Genomic DNA, 16,255 nt, shown 5'->3' on the forward strand with positions numbered 1-16,255 from the left:
CGCTCGTGGTGAGGGGTCGGCCGACCGGATGTACAGCAAGCGGTCACCCATCAGCGCCGGTGTCGACGTCCGTATCGGTTCCGCTGTGCTCGAGTGTATCGTTGGCGATCGGTTCCCCGGTGTGCACTCGAGCGAACGAATCGAGGACGAGTTTCGCGCCGCCGAGGACGACAGGACCGATAAAGAGGCCCACAGCGCCGAAGACGACGAGGCCGCCGAAGATGCCGACGACGATGATCGCGGAGTTGAAGGCACCGGTTCGACCGATCAGCGCGGGCCGAAGGTACGAATCCGAGAACGTGACGATCAGTCCGTAGACGGCGATCGCCACGCTGGCGGTCGGTCGTCCTATCGCGACCAGATAGGCCGCGACCGGGATCCAGATCCCGAACGCGCCGACCAGCGGGAGCAGCGTCAGGACGAACGTCGCGACGGTCAGAAAGACGACAGCGGGGACACCCGCGATCGCCAGCCCGACGCCGAGCATCACCGCCTGAATAGCCGCGACAGCGACGTTCCCGACGACCGAGGCCCACATGAGTCGATCCAGTCCGATACGCAACTCCGCGAGCACCGCGTCGTCGACGGGTAACACCCATTCGAGCCATGCGACGAACTGGTCCCCGTCTCGCAACAGCGCGAAGAGGACGAACAGCGTGATCGTGATGCCGATGAAGATGCCGGGCAGGCTCCCGGCGAGGTCGATCGCCCCCGTCGTAACTTCCTGGATGGCCGTCGCGATCCGTTCCTGGTTCGATTCATACAGGGCGACGAGATCGACTGCGTACCCGTTGGTCTCGAGAGCCGACTCGATCGTCGCGACGTCGATCTCACCCTGTCTGATCGAGCGGACGAGCCTGAGTGATTGTTGGACCGCGACCGAGACGACGTAAATCAGCGGCAACAATACGACGACCAGGGTCGCTGCCACGACCGCGATCGCCGCGATCGTCGGCCTGACGTGTTCTTCGAGCCGGCGCTGGACGGGCTGCAAGATGTAGGCGAGCACGACACCGAAGAGGACGTACTGCAGATACGGCAGGAGAACGAATAGCACGAGGAGAACGCTTCCCAGTGCGAGCGCGGTCATGGCGGGCTGCTCGACGACCCAGTCCGGTGGCTCGGGTCTGTCTGACATGGCCCGAGATACAACAGCCCGACATATTACTCCGATGATAGAACTTGCCGGCTGTGTCGAAGTTTCACGGTGCCGGCCACGTCCGCACCGGTACGGTGTGCGAATTGCCCTCGTGATTCACATAGCTCCAGCACGAACGTCGAAGCATGAAGGCCCTCGTAGCCGTCGACGGCTCTGAAGAGTCCGAAAACGCCCTCGCCTACGCCACCGACATCATCGACGCGATGGATGGCTCGATCACGGTGGTCCACGCGATCGATCCCACCGCATACGACGAGGGCGGCAGCGAACCGACCGCGTCGCTCTGGGAGGACCAGCGACTGATCATCGAAAGCGTCGAAGACGCCGAGCAGCGGGGGATAGACATTACTGACGACGCGGCAGACCTCGCCGCGGACCTCGGTCATGACGTCGAGGTCGAACTCCTCTATGGCAATCCGATCAGGGAGATCACCAACTACGCCGAGGACGAGGGGTTCGACACGATCTTCGTCGGCCACCGTGGTCGATCGGAACGTGCAGGGCTGATGCTCGGCAGCGTCGCGAAGTCGCTCGTCGAACGCGCGACCGTTCCGGTGACCGTCGTGCGCTGAGACTGTCGGTGGCGGTCACTCCTCGAGCAACTCGCCGAAGCGTTTCTCCCAGAACTCCTCGTCTGGGGGTTTCTTGCTCCGGCCGTAGGTCTTCTCGTCGCGGATCTGGCGCTCGAGGATGTCGCTCGCTTCGTTGATCGCGTGGCTTGCGCCGTACCCTTCGCCGGAGGCGATGTACAGTCCCCGATCGGTGTAGAGCCGGATGCGAGCGAGCAAGAGCGGGCGTCCACGGCGCGTCTCGTCGTGCTCGTGAAGATGGACTTTCGCGTCCAGGACGTTCATCCCGTGGTCCCTGTCGTCGAACTTCTCGACCTGTGCGACGATCTCGTCGTAGGTTATGTCGTCTATCAGGTCGGTCCCGTAGATCTGGACTCCGCGGTTCCCGCCGGCCTCCCAGGTGAGCGAGTCGAGAACGTCGGTCTTCGTTACGATTCCGTAGGGAGAGCCGTTCTCGGTGACGACCAGCGACGACGCGTCGGCCGCGACCATCTCCTCGACGGCCACCTCGAGCGTCTCGTCGGGTCGGATCGTCCGCACCGGTGATGCCATGACGTCCCGGATCGGCAGGTCGAGCATCCGATCGGACTCGCCCTCCCGGGCACCGAACCCGCCGCGTCCAGCGCGGCCGGTACTGGATGAGATTTCACCGCCGAAAGAGTCCGTTCCACCCGCGTCGCCGCCCTGACTCTGGATCTCGGCACGGACTGTCAGGCCGACCACGTCGTAGAGACTGAGGATGCCGACCGCCGTGTCGTCCTCGATGATCGGCAGGTGGGTGATTTGATGGTCCCGGAACGTGTGGAGCGCCTTCCCCAGCGTCGCTGTCGGGTCCAGCGAGACGAGTTCTCCGGAGTAGGCCTCGGCGACGGTCGCCGCGTCGAGATACGGCTCGACTTTCTCCAAGATCCCATCGACGGTGACGACACCGAGCAGCTCGTGGCCCTCGAAGACCGGGAGCAGGTGTGAGTCGCTGTCGATCATCAGCTGTGCCACCTTCCGGATGTCCTCGTCGGGCGCGAGGTGTGGCACGTGCCAGACCAGCGAGCCGAGCTTTTCGTTGGGCTTGTGATGCGAAGAGGCAAGCTGTTTTCGCGTCACGACGCCCTCGAACTCGTCGTCGCGTATGACGACGCCTTTGACCTCAGAATCTGCGAACGTCCCGACGAGCTTCGAGACGGGTGTCTCCGGTGTGAATTCGACGTACTCCTCTGAGACGATATCGGAAATATCCATTGTTTCGTATGTTTCCGCGCTGTTTGTCCCGCTCCGATACGGTGGCCGCATGCCGCAGGGACCTCCTTCGTTACAGAGTACCAAATGTTCGAGGGTCGTTCTCGCCACCGTCGGTCTCGGTATCTATCAAGTCACGCAAACCCGACACTCAGCCGTTGCCGACGGTCCTTTTTTCACGCTCGCAAAAATCTCCTGCGAGAGCGTCGCTCTCGCCAGTCCTTCGCTCGCTACACTCGCGAAGACACCAAAAACGCCGTTACTCCACGTATCGGTACTTCCGCTCGCCCATGCGGCCCCAGCCGTCGAAGACGAACTCCTCGCTTGGCGTCGTAAACTCCTCGACGTCGACGTCCATCTCGTGGTTGTGGACGTCGTGGATCTCCTCGTAGTCTTCCCACGCCATCTCGTAACGGTCAGCGAGTTGCTCGTCGACGTTCAGGGCCTCGAGTTCTTCTTCCCAGCCGTCCTGAATCGTCTCGGCGTGGATCTCCGCCTGTGCGCCGCTACCGTAGGAGCCCACGAGTAGTTTCTCGCCGGTCAGGTCGCGGCCCGCCTCGAGTGCCTGTTTGAGCGCGCTCACGCGGGCGACGTGGACGGAGCCGGTATACCAGTTGCCGACCTCGCGGGAGATCGTCAGCGTCGGGTCGATCGTTGCGTCGTACCACTCGGCGTAGCGATCGGTACCCTTGAGCGCGTCCATGTACTCCCGAAGTGCATCGCGGTACTCCTCGTCGGAGTCGAACGCTTCGGGACGGGGCTGGCGACCGATCTCGTCGGCGAGTTCGTCTTCGATGCTCGTATCGCGGATGACGTGTCGATAGGCCAGCAGCGCGGCCTTCCGAACCATGCCCGGGAACGGCGTGTGGAACGGTGCATAGACGAAATCGTCCTCGTGAACTTCGCCGGCGACGCTCTCGAAGTCCTCGAGCGCTTCGCGCATCCGCGCGAGGTAGACCTGCACGGAGCGTTTGCCGTCGACCGAGGGGAACTGCTGGTTGGGTTTGAGGAAGTCGGTCTCGTCGGCCGAACCATACCCCTGCTCGGTCGAGAGTTCGACGAGACTCGGGTCCTCGCTGATGAGCATCGCGACGGCCCCGGCACCCTGGGTCGCCTCGCCGGCGTCACCGCGGGCGTAGAGTGCCGTGTCGGTCGCGATGACCAGCGCCGAACGGCCGCGGTTGCGGCCTGCACGGATCCAGTTACAGGCGTCGTCCAGACTCTGGGTCCCCGCGATACAGGCGAACTTCCGCTCGCCCTTGTTCGCGTGGTGGAAGTCGCCGTCGTAGACCTGTTCGAGGCAGCCAGCGACGTACGTCGAAACCGGCTTCGAATTGTCGAAGGCGCTCTCGGTCGCGACGTCGATACGGCCGATATCGTCGGGCTCGAGGCCTTTCCGCTCCATCAGTCGGTGGGCGGCGTTCGCCCCCATCGTGACGATGTCTTCGTAGCTGTCGGGGAACGAACTGGCGTTGAGTCCCAGCCCCTTCGTGTATTTTTCCGGGTCTTCGCCCTTCTCCGGGGCGAACGTGCCAGGAAGGTCAAGTTTGAGGTTCCCAGTCCAGATCTCGACGGCGTCGATGCCGACTGCTGTCATACCTATCCAATGGATGTGATAGTACAAGGTATTGTCGTTCCCCGTTTCGACGATAGTCGAAATCAGTCCGCGCAGGGACCCATCAGCAGTCCTCGAGGATCGGCTATCTGTCGCGTGATCGCCGAGGCTCGTCGCTCGAGCGTCCTGTGACGACACGCACCAAAAAAGAGACTGCCGGATAGCAGCCGATCACTACGACGGTCCGGATTACCTAGACCGACCCCTGGTGTCCGTAGCCATTCGATTGGTCGGTCACGTCCGTGTCTCCGATAGGATACGTCCGCACCCGCGGCCGCGGACTATTCGTCTTCTTCGACGACTTCCGGATCGCTCATCGCGCTCTGGAGGCTGTCGAGGCCGTTGATCCATTCGGTGACCAGCCCGTACTCGAGGTCTTCGGCGACGGTCATGTCGAGTTCTTGCCCGTCGATAATGAGCGTGCCAGCCTGGGCCGCATAGCCGAGTGCGGCATCGAGGTCTTCCTCAGCTTCGGCGTCGGCCGCGGCGCTGAGATAGTCGCCGACGGTGCCGTCCTCGGCCGGGCCGTTAGCGACGTACTCTTCGGCCGCAAAGAAGACACAGACCAGACTCGTCTGGACGCCGTCGACGAGGATCAGTTTCTCCTCGTCGTCGATGTCGACTTCGCTGAGGACGATCTCGCGGACGTCTCCGATCTCCGCGAGCGTCTCCTCCTCGTCGAGTTCCCCGTCGTCGTAGGCGGCGACGATCTTCGCAATCGCGATCGCCGTGTCGTCTTGCAGGTTCAACAGGAGTCGGGCCGAGTCTTCGTCTTCCGGATCGATGTCTTCGTCTTTGATGCGATCGATCCAGTTCTGCCAGCGTTCCTCCGAGTAGAACTCGGTCGGGGGATTGCTCATACAGACACCTACACCGGCCGCTTGAAATGCCTTTCTCTACATTAGCCGAACGTAGCGACTGTTAGAATCCGGTGAACAAGCACAACAGCCGCTCAGGCAGCCGTCTCGGTGTTTCACTGCGTGCAGTTGCTGGCGCTGGTCCAAACCTGTCCGAACGTAGTGCACTCCAGCGCGTCGGCATCGACACAGCCACGTCCGGTCACGCCTCTGACTCGAGCGTCGTTTCCGTGTCGATCCCGTACACTCGCTTCGGCGTCTCGACGTGGGCGTTGCGAACCGCCTCGTCGTAGCCGTTCTCGAGCAGCCACTTGACCCGCCGGGGGACCGTCTTGGGGCCGAGCACTGCTCCCGGGCGGTCGGGATCATCGATGTAGTCGGTCTCCATCAGGAACGGTTCGCCGCGCTCGGCGGCGCGCTCGAGTTCGTCCTTGTCACAGATCACGCTCGGCGTCGGCCCCGCGAGGCGGCCACCCGCGTAGTGTTTGACGACCTTGTGGGCCGGCATCCCGGCCTCGACGGCCCAATCGGCCACGTCGGTCATGTCCTCGGTGGCCTCGGCGTGGAGTTGGACGGCACACTCGAGGTCCGCGCCGTGTTCGAACGCCCGGCGCATGACCGCGTTCGAGGCATCCCAGACGGCGTCGTCGACCTCGTAGTGGGGGCGGCCGGATTTCAGCGCCAGTGCCTTTCCAGATTCGACGTACTCCGCGGCGACGTCGATTCCAGCCTGCATGATGTCGCGGGCCTCCGCGGGCGCAAAGCCGCGCTCGTCGACCAGCCGCGAGATCAACCCCGGATGGACGCCCAGCACTGGCCAGGCCCGGCCTGCGAGTTCGCTCGAGGCCTCGTTGACGACTTCGATCGTGCGCTCGAAGACCGTTCGGAAGTCCTCACCGGTCTCGGCCTCGACGCCGAGGTGCCAGGAGGGTTTGTTCACCACGAGCAGGTGGGTGCCGCCGACGCGAGCGAAGTCTTTGACGGCGTCGATACCCCGGTGGTTGTCCGGATCGAGGTGGAGGTGGTTGTCCAGTACCGGCATCCCGTCGATCATGTGCCTCACTGGGAACCCGACGCTGGAATATTCACCGACTCCGAGCGACCGGCAAGCGGGCCAGACGGGTGGTACAGACTTTTGTCAGTCAGTGCCGGCACACCCGCGTGGCGGGTCCGCCGGGAACCAGTGACAGCAGACCGTATGAATCGAACGCTTCCGGTCAGGTGTTTTCCGACGCACCGTCGTTTACATCGCCAGCCAGGCCAACAATTCGCAGGCCGATTGCGATGACAACCAGTCCAGCAACAATTCCGAGCAGACGTGTCCAGATCGTGAGCGGATCGATGAACGATGCAGCAATGGGCCCAGCGGTTCGTGGGCCGAAGAAAGCGGCACTGACTGCGAGCCCGACCAGTGCGGTCATACCACCGAAACAGCGTCCGAACTGGAGCGTCGTCACGGTTCGGACAACTCTGACTGGTATTAAAAATGTTACCGGTGTGGAGAGTACAGGCCTCGATGCTGCGCTCGAGGGGGACTCACATCTCGAACCGAAGCGACGGTCGACGGTGGGGGTCACCACAGCATGTCGACAGGTCGCAGTGACATGTCTGGAATGAGTATCGGTACCGATACTGTCACAGGTGTCCGTTTTGCCAACAACGATTATTATGGGCCATCGGTATGGAATGACTGTGTGTCAATATGAGTGATTACGTATGAGCGAGAACGGAGAGACCTCGCCCGGTGACGACCCGTCCGACCAGTTCGTCGGCGGGGAGACTGAGGGCAGTCCCCACGTCGAGTTTTACGGCGGTCGGGGAATGAGCGCGTTCCCGATCGCGTTTTTCATCGTGTGGGCGATCGTCCAGACCGCCCTCTGGCGGATCGGCGACACGGGCGGGCTCATCGTCGGCATCCTGATCGGACTCATCGTCGGCATGTTCTTCGTCCGGGGCAACTGGCAGTCCTACGCCAACACGATCTTCGAAGGGATGACCCAGCCGGTTGCGGTGACGGCCATCGTGGCGTGGATCTGGGCCGGGATGTTCGCCCAGCTCCTGCAGGACGGCGGCTTCGTCGGCGGCCTCGTCTGGCTGGCGGACACTGCCGGCATCGGCGCGGCGCTGTTCCCAGCGATCACGTTCGTCCTCGCCGCCGTCTTCACGACGGGGATCGGGACCGGCTACGGCGCGACCGTCGCCTTCGTCGGCCTGTTCTTTCCCGCGGGCGTGTTGCTCGGTGCGAACCCCGTCTTGCTGTTCGGCGCGATTCTCTCGGGGGCGATCTTCGGCGACAACTTGGCACCCGTCAGCGACACGACGATCGTCAGCGCCGTCACCCAGGACGCCGACATCGGCGGCGTCGTCGCCTCGCGGTTCAAGTACGTGATCATCGCCGCAGCTATCGCCTTCGTCGGCTACGTCATCGCCGGCGGCGCGATGAGCGGCCTCGAGATCGGTGCCGAAGCTCAGGCGATCTTCCTCGAGAGCAGCGAGGCGATCGGACTCGTCCACGTGATCTCGATGCTCGCCGTCATCGGTGCGGCGATCGCCGGCCGCCACATCGTCGAGGCCATCTCGTGGGGGATCGTCATCGCGGTCGTCTTCAACCTCGGCTTTGGCCTGACGACCCTCGGCGACATCGTCATGTTCAACGCACCACCGGACGCACCGCTGTCCGAACCGCTTGCTGGCCTGCCGATCCTCACCGTCGTCGAGGACCCCGACGCGGTCGGCGTTACCGGGAGTCTGATGACCGGCGTCGCGGGCTTCCTCGAGCTGTCGATCCTCGTCTTGCTGATCATCGGCGCGGCCCAGATCATGATCCGCGGCGGCGCGTTCGAGGTGTTGCTCGAGTGGTCGATCGAGAACCTCGCGACCAACGTCCGCAACGCCGAACTCACGATGGTGGGATCGGCGGCGCTGATCAACGCGATCATCACGATCAACACCGCAGCCGAGGTCGCGATCGGCCCCTACATCTCGAAGATCGGCGAGCGGTTCAACCTCAACGGCTACCGGCGCGCGAACATCTTGGACGGCCAGACCGCCGCGCTGGGCTACATCTTCCCGTGGTCGGGTGGGGTGCTGGCTGGCTACAGCGCGATGCAGAACCTGCCCGGCGAGTACGACTGGTTAGACCAGTCGATGCTCGTCACGCCGATCGACGTCGTGCCGTTCGTCTTCCAGGGCTGGCTGCTCGTCGCGGTGTTCGTCGTCGCGGCGCTGACCGGCTTCGGCCGCGAGTACGTCATCGACCGCGAGAGCGAGGAGGTGGCTCGCGTATGAGCCTCTTCGACAAGTACCTCAAAGGCTGGACGTTCCGCGCGAACCGGCCGACGCTCGAGCCCGGTTCCGAGATCGACGTCTTCGTCGCCGAAACCAACGGCACCAGTGGCCGCGCGTACATCGGCGATACGGAACTGATCGTCGACGGTGCCGGCCCGGAGACGGTCGAAAAACAGGTGCGCGTGCGCGTGACCGACTTCGACGAGACCACGGCGACGGGACAGGGCGAACTGCTCGAGATCGTCGGCGAAAGCTCCTATAGCGGCTAGAACAACTCTTTTCCCGGCGCGCTCGCGTTACGATTCTGGCTCGAGCGTTACCGCCTCGTCGGCGGCGTTTCGCAGTGCGTCCGAGCGGCCATACGAGCCCGGTGCGATCGCGATCGTCTCGACGCCGACGGTGCCCGCGTGCTCGAGGACGGGTTTGAAATCGGTATCTCTCGAGGCGATCGCGAGCCGGTCGATGGTGCCGTCGCCCGCGAACGCGGTCGCATCGACGGCGAGTTTGACGTCGACGTCGCCGCTGGTGACGATCACCTCGAAACCACGCGCTTCGGCAGCCTGAATGAGGCCTGGTGTGGCGTGTTCGTCGAGATAGAGTCGGATAACGCCGATCCGGCCGAGATCGCGCGCTGCATCGCGCAGGTCGTCGAGGTCGACGTCGAACTCGTCGCGAAAGACGTTCGGCCCGTCGACGAACAGGCCCACTGACGGCTCGGCGGCGTGCTGTGGGTCGACCAGGTGGGCGAGACGGGCGCGAACGCGGTCGAACATACTCGGTGTTCCCGTGGCCCCGAGATAGATGTGACGAAACGATCCGGCTGGTCGTCAGTCGGGTCCTGCGCAGATTGCCACCGGCCGGCCGACGAAAAGACATTACTACTCCGCGGATGACGGTTCGAGTATGCCGCTTCAGACGCCGCCGTTACGTGGGTTACACGACGAGCGCGGAGCGAAGTTTACGGAGTTTGGCGGCTGGGACATGCCGGTCGAGTTCGATTCGATCCAGACCGAGCACGCGGCCGTCCGGGACGATGCCGGAATCTTCGACGTCTCGCATATGGGCCAGATTCACGTCACCGGCCCGGACGCGACGGAGCTGATGCAACGGCTGACGTCGAACGACGTCTCCCGGCTCGCGGTCGGCGACTCCCAGTACGCCGCGATCACCGACGAGGACGGGATCATCATCGACGACACCGTCGTCTACCGGCTCCCAAACGAGGACGGCGAGGCGACATACCTGTTCGTTCCCAACGCCGGCACCGACGAGTCGACCCACGAACGGTGGCTCAGCTACCGCAACGAGTGGGAGCTCGAGGCGACCGTCGACAACCGGACCGACGAGTACGCGATGTTCGCCGTCCAGGGACCGAACGCGCCCGGGCTGGTCGAGGACGTCACCGACGAGTCGGTCACCGATCTCGCCCGCTTCGAGGCCCAGTACGCGACGGTCGACGGCATCGACTGCTGGACTGCCCGGACGGGCTACACCGGCGAAGACGGCTTCGAGCTGATCGTTCCTTCGACCGCAGCCGAAGAGATCTGGACGGCGTTCGACTGCCAGCCCTGCGGGCTCGGCGCCCGCGATACGCTACGCATCGAGGCCGGCCTGTTGCTCGCCGGGCAGGACTTCGATCACGAGACCGATCCGCGGACGCCCTACGAGGCCGGCATCGGCTTTACCGTCGCGCTCGAGACCGAGTTCGTCGGCCGCGATGCCTTGGCCGAGCTCGACGAGGCGGGCGTCAACGAACGGCTCGTCGGCTTCCAACTGATCGACCGCGGCGTCCCCCGCCACGGCTACGACATCACGACCACCGAGAGCCGGGTCATCGGGACCGTCACCAGCGGGACGATGAGCCCGACGTTAGCGCAGCCGATCGGTCTTGGCTACGTGCCTGTCGAGTACGCCGAACCCGGCACGACGCTGCAGGTCGTCGTCCGCGGCCAGTCGAAAAAAGCAAGAGTTGAGACCACCCCCTTCATTGACACAGTATAACATGAGCTTCGACACTCCCGACGATAGACGGTATCTGGAATCGCACGAATGGGCACACGAGACCGACGGCGTCGTTCGCGTGGGCATCTCCGATTTCGCCCAGGACGAGCTCGGCGACGTGGTCTTCGTCGAACTCCCCGACGAAGGCGAGGAACTCGAGCAGGAAGGCGAGTTCGGCGTCGTCGAATCGATCAAGGCCGTCTCCGACCTCTACGCACCAGTCAGTGGCGAGGTCGTCGCGGTCAACGAGGAGCTGTTCGACGCCCCCGAACTCGTCAACGACGACCCGTTCGGCGACGGTTGGATGCTCGAGATCGACCCTGACGATACAGACGAACTCGAGGAGCTGCTGACGGCCGACGAGTACGAAGACCAGATCGCATAAACGAGTTAGTTCTGTTCTTGGTGCTGGGCGATCCGGCAGAGCACATCCGCGATGCCCTCCACGGCAGCGACGAACTGCCACGAGAGATAGCGCACTCCGAGCAGTATGCTCGGCCAGAAATGAGGAGATAGACTCGATTCGTAACGGAGGCGCTTAATTCGTGCTCACGATCTTGATTACTGATACTGAGTCCACACAGTGTACACAACGTATAAGCGAGCCTCAAAATAATCCAGTAAGAAAAATAACTCCTCAGTAGAGTGCCAACGGTATGGACAAACGACAGGACGGTCCCCGTTCTAATCCGGCTATAAAAAATGCCTTCGTCGTGACTGCAGCTATTCTCGGTTCAACGTTCATCGGAGTGTGGGGCTTTATCGAAGTAACAGACAGCCTTGGAACTGTAGCAACGTGGATTTGGATCGGAATTGGACTTGCTGCGGTCTATCTTCTCTACGACATCGCTAACAGCGTGAAGGAACTTGGGTACGAATCTTAATCGCTCAGCACAGTCCTTGTTGCGCCCGTAAATATTATATAAATATAATAAATCAATTGGTGCTTACGATCTTGATCACGTCCCCTTCCTCGAGTTCGTAATCTTCCCCCACTTCCCGATTCGACTTGGCGTTGACGGCGTGCAGGTAGCCGTCGCCGATGTCGGAGTGGACTGCGTAGGCGAGATCGACCGGCGTCGAGCCGTCGGGGAGCAAGAACGCGTCGGGTAGAATGTTGCCGCTGCCGTCGGACCACTTCGCGGCGTCCTCGACCGGATAGGCGGTGATGTGCTCGAGCAAGTCGTAGACCGCGTAGTCGAGTGCCGCCTGGACGCCTGTACCACCCCACTCGGCCATCGTGTCCGCGAGGTCCTCGAGGGCCTCGCGCTGGGCGTCGTTGACCTCGTCGCCGATCGCGATCGTCTCGTCGCCGGGATCGTAGTCGACGAGGCCGTTATCGGCGGCCCGGCGGAGCGCGAGTTCGCCCTCGGCGGTGGTCGGAATGACGGGTTTGTCCAACTCGAGCAGGCGTTCGACGTTCTCCTCGGGCGCGATGTCGATCTTGTTCGCCGCGACGACGATCGGCTTGGTGCGCTGGCGCACGTCACGCGCGAGGGCCTCGCGGTGGTCGTCTTCCCACTGGATCGGGTCGTCGGGGTAATCCAGATCGCGGAGGACGATCGCGATCTGTTTCGGCGAGGCACCAAAGCCCGAGAGCATGTCCGCCAGCGCGTCGTCGATGTCGAAGTCGGGCGAGCGGGACTTGCGCTCGACGGACTCCCAGTTGCGCTCGACGATCCCTGCCAGCCAGAGGTCCATCTCCTCCTCGATGAAGTCGATGTCCTCGAGCGGGTCGTGCTCGCCGATGTCGACCGGTTCGCCCTTCTCGTTCGTGCCGCCGGAGGCGTCGACGACGTTGACGATGACGTCGGCGTTCGTCAGTTCGTCCAGGAACTGATTGCCCAGCCCCTTTCCTTCGTGGGCACCCGGGACGAGCCCCGCCACGTCCAAGAGTTCGATCGGGACGTAGCGCTTGCCGTCCCTGCAGTTGTCGGCGTTACAGCGCTCGTCGCGCTCGAGGCAGGGACACTCGGTCCGGACGTAGCTGACGCCGCGGTTGGCGTCGATCGTCGTGAAGGGATAGTTGGCGACGTCTACATCCGCCATCGTCGCCGCCGTGTAGAACGTGGACTTGCCGGCGTTTGGCTTCCCGGCAAGCGCGATCGAAAGCATGGCTCAGCGTAGCAGGGTCCGGGAAAACTACCTTTCGATTCCGACGATGGCGGCCGGCTCGAGCGAGCGGGCCGCGCGCTCGGTGCGCTTCGCCTAGAGCTCGACGGCCATCATCACTTCGTCGACGTACTCGCCGGCGAGTTTGTAGTGATCCTCGCGGACCGCTTCAGTCTCCCAGCCGTGGCTCTCGAGGAATTCGATCGCCTCCTCGTTGGAGGAGGGCACGCTCTGGTAGACTTTCTCGTAGCCGTTGGTGGCGGCCCACTCGAGGCCGCGCGAAAGGAGGTGTGAGCCAACACCGTGACCGCGGTACTCCTCGATGACGCCTACAGTGAGTTCGGCGGTGTGGCTCAGTTTTTCGAGTTCCGGCGCGTGGAGGTGGACCCAGCCGACAACGTCATCGTCGACGGTCGCGACGAAGAACATCCGCGACTCGATCTCGTTGTGTCGGAGTAAGGCGCTCTCGTGGTCGATTTCGTCGGCGACGGTCTCGGCGACGATGTAGGTTTTCTCCTCGGCGACCTGTCTGATCGCCCCGACGATCCCTGTCAGATCCTCCTGACGCGCCGGCCGAATGTGGAACTCGAGGTCCTCGTCGACGTACTCCTCCTCCGTGCCCGCCTCGAGCGCGACCCTGAGCGTTCCCTCTTCCTCCTCGAGTCGCCCGTCTCGCTTGAGGATCGCGATGTGATGGCGGAAACCGCCGGGATCGAGGCCGAGTTGTTTTCGCGTCTCTTCCGGATCGACTGCCCCGCGCCGTTCGACGTACTCGTAGATCTGTTTCCGGTCTACGTGACCGAACTCGAGTGTCTCTGTCGTGTCCATGAGGGGCGGTACCACAACCCAATACTTAACGCTTGGCCGAATCGATCCCGTCCACGCCACGACGGACAGAGAACGCTCCGGTACCGGATCGTGGGGCATCGACCCGACACTGCCCTTAAGACGACAACTGGTACAGCCCAGCGGCCTTCCACCGGCAGGTCATCGGCTAAAATGCGCGAGATGTCGCTCTCAGGATTTGAGGCGTGCATCTCGCGGTCCCTATGATCGGCTCGAACCTGGTTGGTGCTGGCTGTGCGCTCGCCCTCGCCCTCGCGGTCGGCTTGGTGGCCCACGAGTGGGCACACGCGACGGTCCTTCGGCTCGCCGGGGTCGACTACGCCATCTCTTATCTTCCCGGCCGATCAGACGGGCTCGTAGCGCTGATGGCGACCCACCCGTGGGCCGTCGTCTTCCCCCAACCGACCGGGGACGAACCCGCCTGGATCCTCCGCCTCGCTGCGCTCGCACCCGCTGTGCTCGCTATCCCCGTCTTCGGACTTGGGTTGGCCGGCTACGTGACGACCGACACGCCGGTCGTCGCTGCCGCGGCCATCGGCTGGCTCGCCTGTGCGCTCCCCAGTCCACAGGACTTTTCGGTCGTGTTCTACGCCGGCCGGCTCCTCGAGCGCACCCGTGACTCGAACACGGAGATCCTCTCCCGCGCCGACTGACGGTCGTCGTTCGGTCGCCGTGTTCGACACGAATGCGCGTCGCTCGTACGAACTCCTGACAATCCGTGCCGGCGTGACTACCGGGCGGCTCGCGGTCGCGCCGATACCTCGAGATATCGGCCCGTATCAGTCGCTCCGATCGCGATCGAGCGTGCCAGTCGACCACACGTGAGCGCCCGTAACGATCGCGAACGCGACGAGGACGACCCACGCGCCGACGCGTTCGGAGATCGGAACGATCCCTGCAGCAATCGCCGCGAGACCCAGCCCGCAGCAGACGATCGTTCCTGCGTAGCGCCGTGGCCACCGGTCGCGCGACGGTGATCGAGACGGTGGCTCGAGATACGGATACAGCCGTTCGGCACGCGGCGTTGGCTCGACCCAGCCACGGTCCTTGTCGTAGTCGACGACGCCGTGGTTGTCGAGTTTCGGGAGATGTGACTGATACAGCGAGATGTAGACCCGCTGGCGTTCGTCGGAACGCAGCTCGTCGATGGTCGTCTCCTGTTCCCAGGCGGCGACCTGTTCGGCGAGTTCGCGTAACCGAACGCGGCCGTCAGCGGTCTGAAGGTATCGAAGCACGTCCCGCCGGCGCTGTGTCTGAAGCAGATGGTAAATCTCATCGAGAGAAAGCGTCGACGCACGGTCGATCGTCTCGGACGCTCGCGACGATTCACCGACGGCATCCGTCCGACTACGTCCGATCACGTGGATTCCCGGCCGACAGTATTCTCGGTCAACAAATAAAACTACGCACTCGGTCGATCGTGAGTCCGGATTTCCGGTGAAAACGCTGGAGACGGGCCGTAAGACGACCCGTGATGCGTCCAACAGCGACGCGATCACACAGCCACGAGTGATCGCGGATCGTGATTGAGCATGGGATGATCCACCGATACGCACCGCGATCGTCGGTGTCCGAGCGGTCGGCACCACGCCGACATCCGATTATGGATTCGTCCAGTAATAAATTTACTCACTAGGGCAATTATGCCGTTTCGCCCATAGTATAGAACGTACGTGCGAATTGAACACTAATAAGTGTGTGAAGATCAGAATCTCTTCGAGAGCAGATTCAGCAATGTCGATACGCGACTGCGACGGGGATCAGGGCGTCCAATCTCGCGCAGCGACACCACACGCCGGCTACGATCACCGATCGATCTCTATCGGTGCCGTTCGCTCGGACAGTTCGGCGCTGACGAGGGCGGCGTGACTTCGCCGGAGCCGTTCGGAGAGCGCCTGATGTGAAATGTCCAGTTCCGCGGCTAACTCCTTGAGTGTCACTCCCCTCGGGACGTCGAAATAGCCGAGTTCGTGGGCCTTGCAGATCGTCTCGTACTGGGTCTCTGTCAGGGGCGTCTGTGCCCGCGCGAGGTCGTCGACGCCGCTAATCCGGACGACGGCGGCCTGGAAGTCGTACTGCTCGAGTAACCCGTGGCACGCCGACACCGATTCACGGTCGTGAAAGAGTAACTTCACTACCCATCGCCCGTCGGCCCCGCGAGCCGTCAGGATCGCGCCATCGTTCTCGGTGACGATCTGTTCGAAGAGTTTCACGCCGTCCCCAAACTCGAGTCGAAACAGCCAGCGATCGTTCTGGCCGGCTACCGCGCTCTCATCCGTCGTGGAGCGCTCATCGTCGTCGGCGACGCTCGCGACGACCTCGACCGAGGGATCCGCCTCGAGCTCCTGTTTGACCGTCTCGTGATCCGGCCCGTTCGTCCAGACGAGCGGTGCCGATCCGCCGATCATTCCACCGACCTGAAACTCGAACGTCGACACTCGATCGAACGCCCGGGCGAAGCCGAGTCGCGCAGCCGGAATCTCGAGTTCGACGACTGTGGTCATCACCGAAGCCCACCACGAAGACGTATAGACGGATTTGGTTTCCGGTAGCCTTTCCCGCCACCCAATTCCGA

The 16,255-nt window shown here is 63.1% G+C and carries 19 protein-coding genes; 7 read left to right on the top strand and 12 right to left on the bottom strand.

Annotated elements, in window-relative coordinates:
• Positions 1 to 43: 43 nt before the first annotated feature.
• Positions 44 to 1,138: an AI-2E family transporter gene (locus ACFR99_RS01325; RefSeq protein ID WP_390283583.1), complete on the bottom strand. Its 1,095-nt coding sequence runs from the start codon at positions 1,136 to 1,138 to the stop codon at positions 44 to 46.
• A 146-nt stretch (positions 1,139 to 1,284) separates the two neighbouring features.
• On the opposite strand from ACFR99_RS01325, the gene ACFR99_RS01330 reads away from it, so the two are divergent.
• Positions 1,285 to 1,731 carry a universal stress protein gene (locus tag ACFR99_RS01330; RefSeq protein WP_390283586.1) on the top strand — a complete coding sequence of 149 codons (447 nt, stop codon included), beginning with the start codon at positions 1,285 to 1,287 and terminating at the stop codon, positions 1,729 to 1,731.
• 15 nt (positions 1,732 to 1,746) lie between these two features.
• On the opposite strand, the gene ACFR99_RS01335 is transcribed toward ACFR99_RS01330, so the two are convergent.
• From ACFR99_RS01335 to ACFR99_RS01355, 5 genes are all read right to left on the bottom strand, one after another.
• Positions 1,747 to 2,964: a CBS domain-containing protein gene (locus tag ACFR99_RS01335; protein ID WP_390283588.1), complete on the bottom strand. Its 1,218-nt coding sequence runs from the start codon at positions 2,962 to 2,964 to the stop codon at positions 1,747 to 1,749.
• A gap of 256 nt (positions 2,965 to 3,220) precedes the next feature.
• A complete protein-coding gene (hmgB, locus tag ACFR99_RS01340; RefSeq protein WP_390283591.1) occupies positions 3,221 to 4,558 on the bottom strand; it encodes a hydroxymethylglutaryl-CoA synthase in 1,338 nt (445 codons plus the stop codon).
• 299 nt (positions 4,559 to 4,857) lie between these two features.
• Positions 4,858 to 5,436 (bottom strand): DUF2150 family protein, encoded by a 579-nt coding sequence (locus tag ACFR99_RS01345; RefSeq protein WP_390283594.1) that lies wholly within the window; start codon positions 5,434 to 5,436, stop codon positions 4,858 to 4,860.
• 199 nt (positions 5,437 to 5,635) lie between these two features.
• Positions 5,636 to 6,487 carry a TatD family hydrolase gene (locus tag ACFR99_RS01350; protein ID WP_390283597.1) on the bottom strand — a complete coding sequence of 284 codons (852 nt, stop codon included), beginning with the start codon at positions 6,485 to 6,487 and terminating at the stop codon, positions 5,636 to 5,638.
• 163 nt (positions 6,488 to 6,650) lie between these two features.
• The gene (locus ACFR99_RS01355; RefSeq protein WP_390283600.1) at positions 6,651 to 6,854 is read right to left on the bottom strand and encodes a hypothetical protein; all 204 of its coding nucleotides are present in this window, start codon (positions 6,852 to 6,854) and stop codon (positions 6,651 to 6,653) included.
• Between the two features lie 295 nt (positions 6,855 to 7,149).
• On the opposite strand from ACFR99_RS01355, the gene ACFR99_RS01360 reads away from it, so the two are divergent.
• Entirely contained in the window at positions 7,150 to 8,721 is a 1,572-nt protein-coding gene (locus ACFR99_RS01360) for a Na+/H+ antiporter NhaC family protein (RefSeq protein ID WP_390283603.1), read from the top strand.
• The gene (locus tag ACFR99_RS01365; RefSeq protein ID WP_390283606.1) at positions 8,718 to 8,990 is read left to right on the top strand and encodes a DUF7513 family protein; all 273 of its coding nucleotides are present in this window, start codon (positions 8,718 to 8,720) and stop codon (positions 8,988 to 8,990) included. The genes ACFR99_RS01360 and ACFR99_RS01365 overlap by 4 nt, the downstream gene beginning before the upstream one ends.
• A gap of 27 nt (positions 8,991 to 9,017) precedes the next feature.
• On the opposite strand, the gene ACFR99_RS01370 is transcribed toward ACFR99_RS01365, so the two are convergent.
• Positions 9,018 to 9,494 carry an NYN domain-containing protein gene (locus tag ACFR99_RS01370; RefSeq protein WP_390283608.1) on the bottom strand — a complete coding sequence of 159 codons (477 nt, stop codon included), beginning with the start codon at positions 9,492 to 9,494 and terminating at the stop codon, positions 9,018 to 9,020.
• Positions 9,495 to 9,624: 130 nt separating this feature from the next.
• On the opposite strand from ACFR99_RS01370, the gene gcvT reads away from it, so the two are divergent.
• On the top strand, positions 9,625 to 10,722 hold the full coding sequence (gene gcvT / locus ACFR99_RS01375) for a glycine cleavage system aminomethyltransferase GcvT (protein WP_390283611.1): 1,098 nt from the start codon (positions 9,625 to 9,627) through the stop codon (positions 10,720 to 10,722).
• Position 10,723: 1 nt separating this feature from the next.
• Positions 10,724 to 11,107, top strand: coding sequence for a glycine cleavage system protein GcvH (gene gcvH, locus ACFR99_RS01380; protein ID WP_390283614.1), 384 nt, complete (start codon positions 10,724 to 10,726; stop codon positions 11,105 to 11,107).
• 5 nt (positions 11,108 to 11,112) lie between these two features.
• Here the strand turns inward: gcvH and ACFR99_RS20295 are convergent, their stop codons facing one another.
• Positions 11,113 to 11,265, bottom strand: coding sequence for a DUF8066 domain-containing protein (locus ACFR99_RS20295; RefSeq protein ID WP_465260885.1), 153 nt, complete (start codon positions 11,263 to 11,265; stop codon positions 11,113 to 11,115).
• Between the two features lie 113 nt (positions 11,266 to 11,378).
• On the opposite strand from ACFR99_RS20295, the gene ACFR99_RS01385 reads away from it, so the two are divergent.
• On the top strand, positions 11,379 to 11,606 hold the full coding sequence (locus ACFR99_RS01385; RefSeq protein WP_390283617.1) for an Mn2+/Fe2+ transporter: 228 nt from the start codon (positions 11,379 to 11,381) through the stop codon (positions 11,604 to 11,606).
• A 52-nt stretch (positions 11,607 to 11,658) separates the two neighbouring features.
• On the opposite strand, the gene ACFR99_RS01390 is transcribed toward ACFR99_RS01385, so the two are convergent.
• Complete coding sequence (locus ACFR99_RS01390) at positions 11,659 to 12,837, bottom strand: redox-regulated ATPase YchF (protein WP_390283620.1); 1,179 nt, start codon at positions 12,835 to 12,837, stop codon at positions 11,659 to 11,661.
• 93 nt (positions 12,838 to 12,930) lie between these two features.
• Positions 12,931 to 13,662, bottom strand: coding sequence for a GNAT family N-acetyltransferase (locus tag ACFR99_RS01395; RefSeq protein WP_390283622.1), 732 nt, complete (start codon positions 13,660 to 13,662; stop codon positions 12,931 to 12,933).
• Positions 13,663 to 13,883: 221 nt separating this feature from the next.
• On the opposite strand from ACFR99_RS01395, the gene ACFR99_RS01400 reads away from it, so the two are divergent.
• Entirely contained in the window at positions 13,884 to 14,333 is a 450-nt protein-coding gene (locus ACFR99_RS01400; protein WP_390283625.1) for a hypothetical protein, read from the top strand.
• A gap of 126 nt (positions 14,334 to 14,459) precedes the next feature.
• On the opposite strand, the gene ACFR99_RS01405 is transcribed toward ACFR99_RS01400, so the two are convergent.
• Together ACFR99_RS01405 and ACFR99_RS01410 are read right to left on the bottom strand one after the other, a co-directional pair.
• On the bottom strand, positions 14,460 to 15,041 hold the full coding sequence (locus ACFR99_RS01405) for a DUF7344 domain-containing protein (RefSeq protein WP_390283628.1): 582 nt from the start codon (positions 15,039 to 15,041) through the stop codon (positions 14,460 to 14,462).
• Between the two features lie 444 nt (positions 15,042 to 15,485).
• Positions 15,486 to 16,184, bottom strand: a complete 699-nt coding sequence (locus tag ACFR99_RS01410) for a helix-turn-helix domain-containing protein (RefSeq protein ID WP_390283632.1) — start codon at positions 16,182 to 16,184, stop codon at positions 15,486 to 15,488.
• Positions 16,185 to 16,255 lie beyond the last annotated feature (71 nt).

The sequence above is a fragment of the Haloarchaeobius amylolyticus genome (assembly GCF_042678045.1).
Classification (GTDB): domain Archaea; phylum Halobacteriota; class Halobacteria; order Halobacteriales; family Natrialbaceae; genus Natrinema; species Natrinema amylolyticus_A.

Bases quoted from the DNA above. Each gene is read 5' to 3' on its own strand.
- ACFR99_RS01325 (WP_390283583.1), bottom strand. From the start codon at position 1,138: ATGTCAGACAGACCCGAGCCACCGGACTGGGTCGTCGAGCAGCCCGCC.
- ACFR99_RS01330 (WP_390283586.1), top strand. From the start codon at position 1,285: ATGAAGGCCCTCGTAGCCGTCGACGGCTCTGAAGAGTCCGAAAACGCC.
- ACFR99_RS01335 (WP_390283588.1), bottom strand. From the start codon at position 2,964: ATGGATATTTCCGATATCGTCTCAGAGGAGTACGTCGAATTCACACCG.
- hmgB (WP_390283591.1), bottom strand. From the start codon at position 4,558: ATGACAGCAGTCGGCATCGACGCCGTCGAGATCTGGACTGGGAACCTC.
- ACFR99_RS01345 (WP_390283594.1), bottom strand. From the start codon at position 5,436: ATGAGCAATCCCCCGACCGAGTTCTACTCGGAGGAACGCTGGCAGAAC.
- ACFR99_RS01350 (WP_390283597.1), bottom strand. From the start codon at position 6,487: ATGATCGACGGGATGCCGGTACTGGACAACCACCTCCACCTCGATCCG.
- ACFR99_RS01355 (WP_390283600.1), bottom strand. From the start codon at position 6,854: ATGACCGCACTGGTCGGGCTCGCAGTCAGTGCCGCTTTCTTCGGCCCA.
- ACFR99_RS01360 (WP_390283603.1), top strand. From the start codon at position 7,150: ATGAGCGAGAACGGAGAGACCTCGCCCGGTGACGACCCGTCCGACCAG.
- ACFR99_RS01365 (WP_390283606.1), top strand. From the start codon at position 8,718: ATGAGCCTCTTCGACAAGTACCTCAAAGGCTGGACGTTCCGCGCGAAC.
- ACFR99_RS01370 (WP_390283608.1), bottom strand. From the start codon at position 9,494: ATGTTCGACCGCGTTCGCGCCCGTCTCGCCCACCTGGTCGACCCACAG.
- gcvT (WP_390283611.1), top strand. From the start codon at position 9,625: ATGCCGCTTCAGACGCCGCCGTTACGTGGGTTACACGACGAGCGCGGA.
- gcvH (WP_390283614.1), top strand. From the start codon at position 10,724: ATGAGCTTCGACACTCCCGACGATAGACGGTATCTGGAATCGCACGAA.
- ACFR99_RS01385 (WP_390283617.1), top strand. From the start codon at position 11,379: ATGGACAAACGACAGGACGGTCCCCGTTCTAATCCGGCTATAAAAAAT.
- ACFR99_RS01390 (WP_390283620.1), bottom strand. From the start codon at position 12,837: ATGCTTTCGATCGCGCTTGCCGGGAAGCCAAACGCCGGCAAGTCCACG.
- ACFR99_RS01395 (WP_390283622.1), bottom strand. From the start codon at position 13,662: ATGGACACGACAGAGACACTCGAGTTCGGTCACGTAGACCGGAAACAG.
- ACFR99_RS01400 (WP_390283625.1), top strand. From the start codon at position 13,884: ATGATCGGCTCGAACCTGGTTGGTGCTGGCTGTGCGCTCGCCCTCGCC.
- ACFR99_RS01410 (WP_390283632.1), bottom strand. From the start codon at position 16,184: ATGACCACAGTCGTCGAACTCGAGATTCCGGCTGCGCGACTCGGCTTC.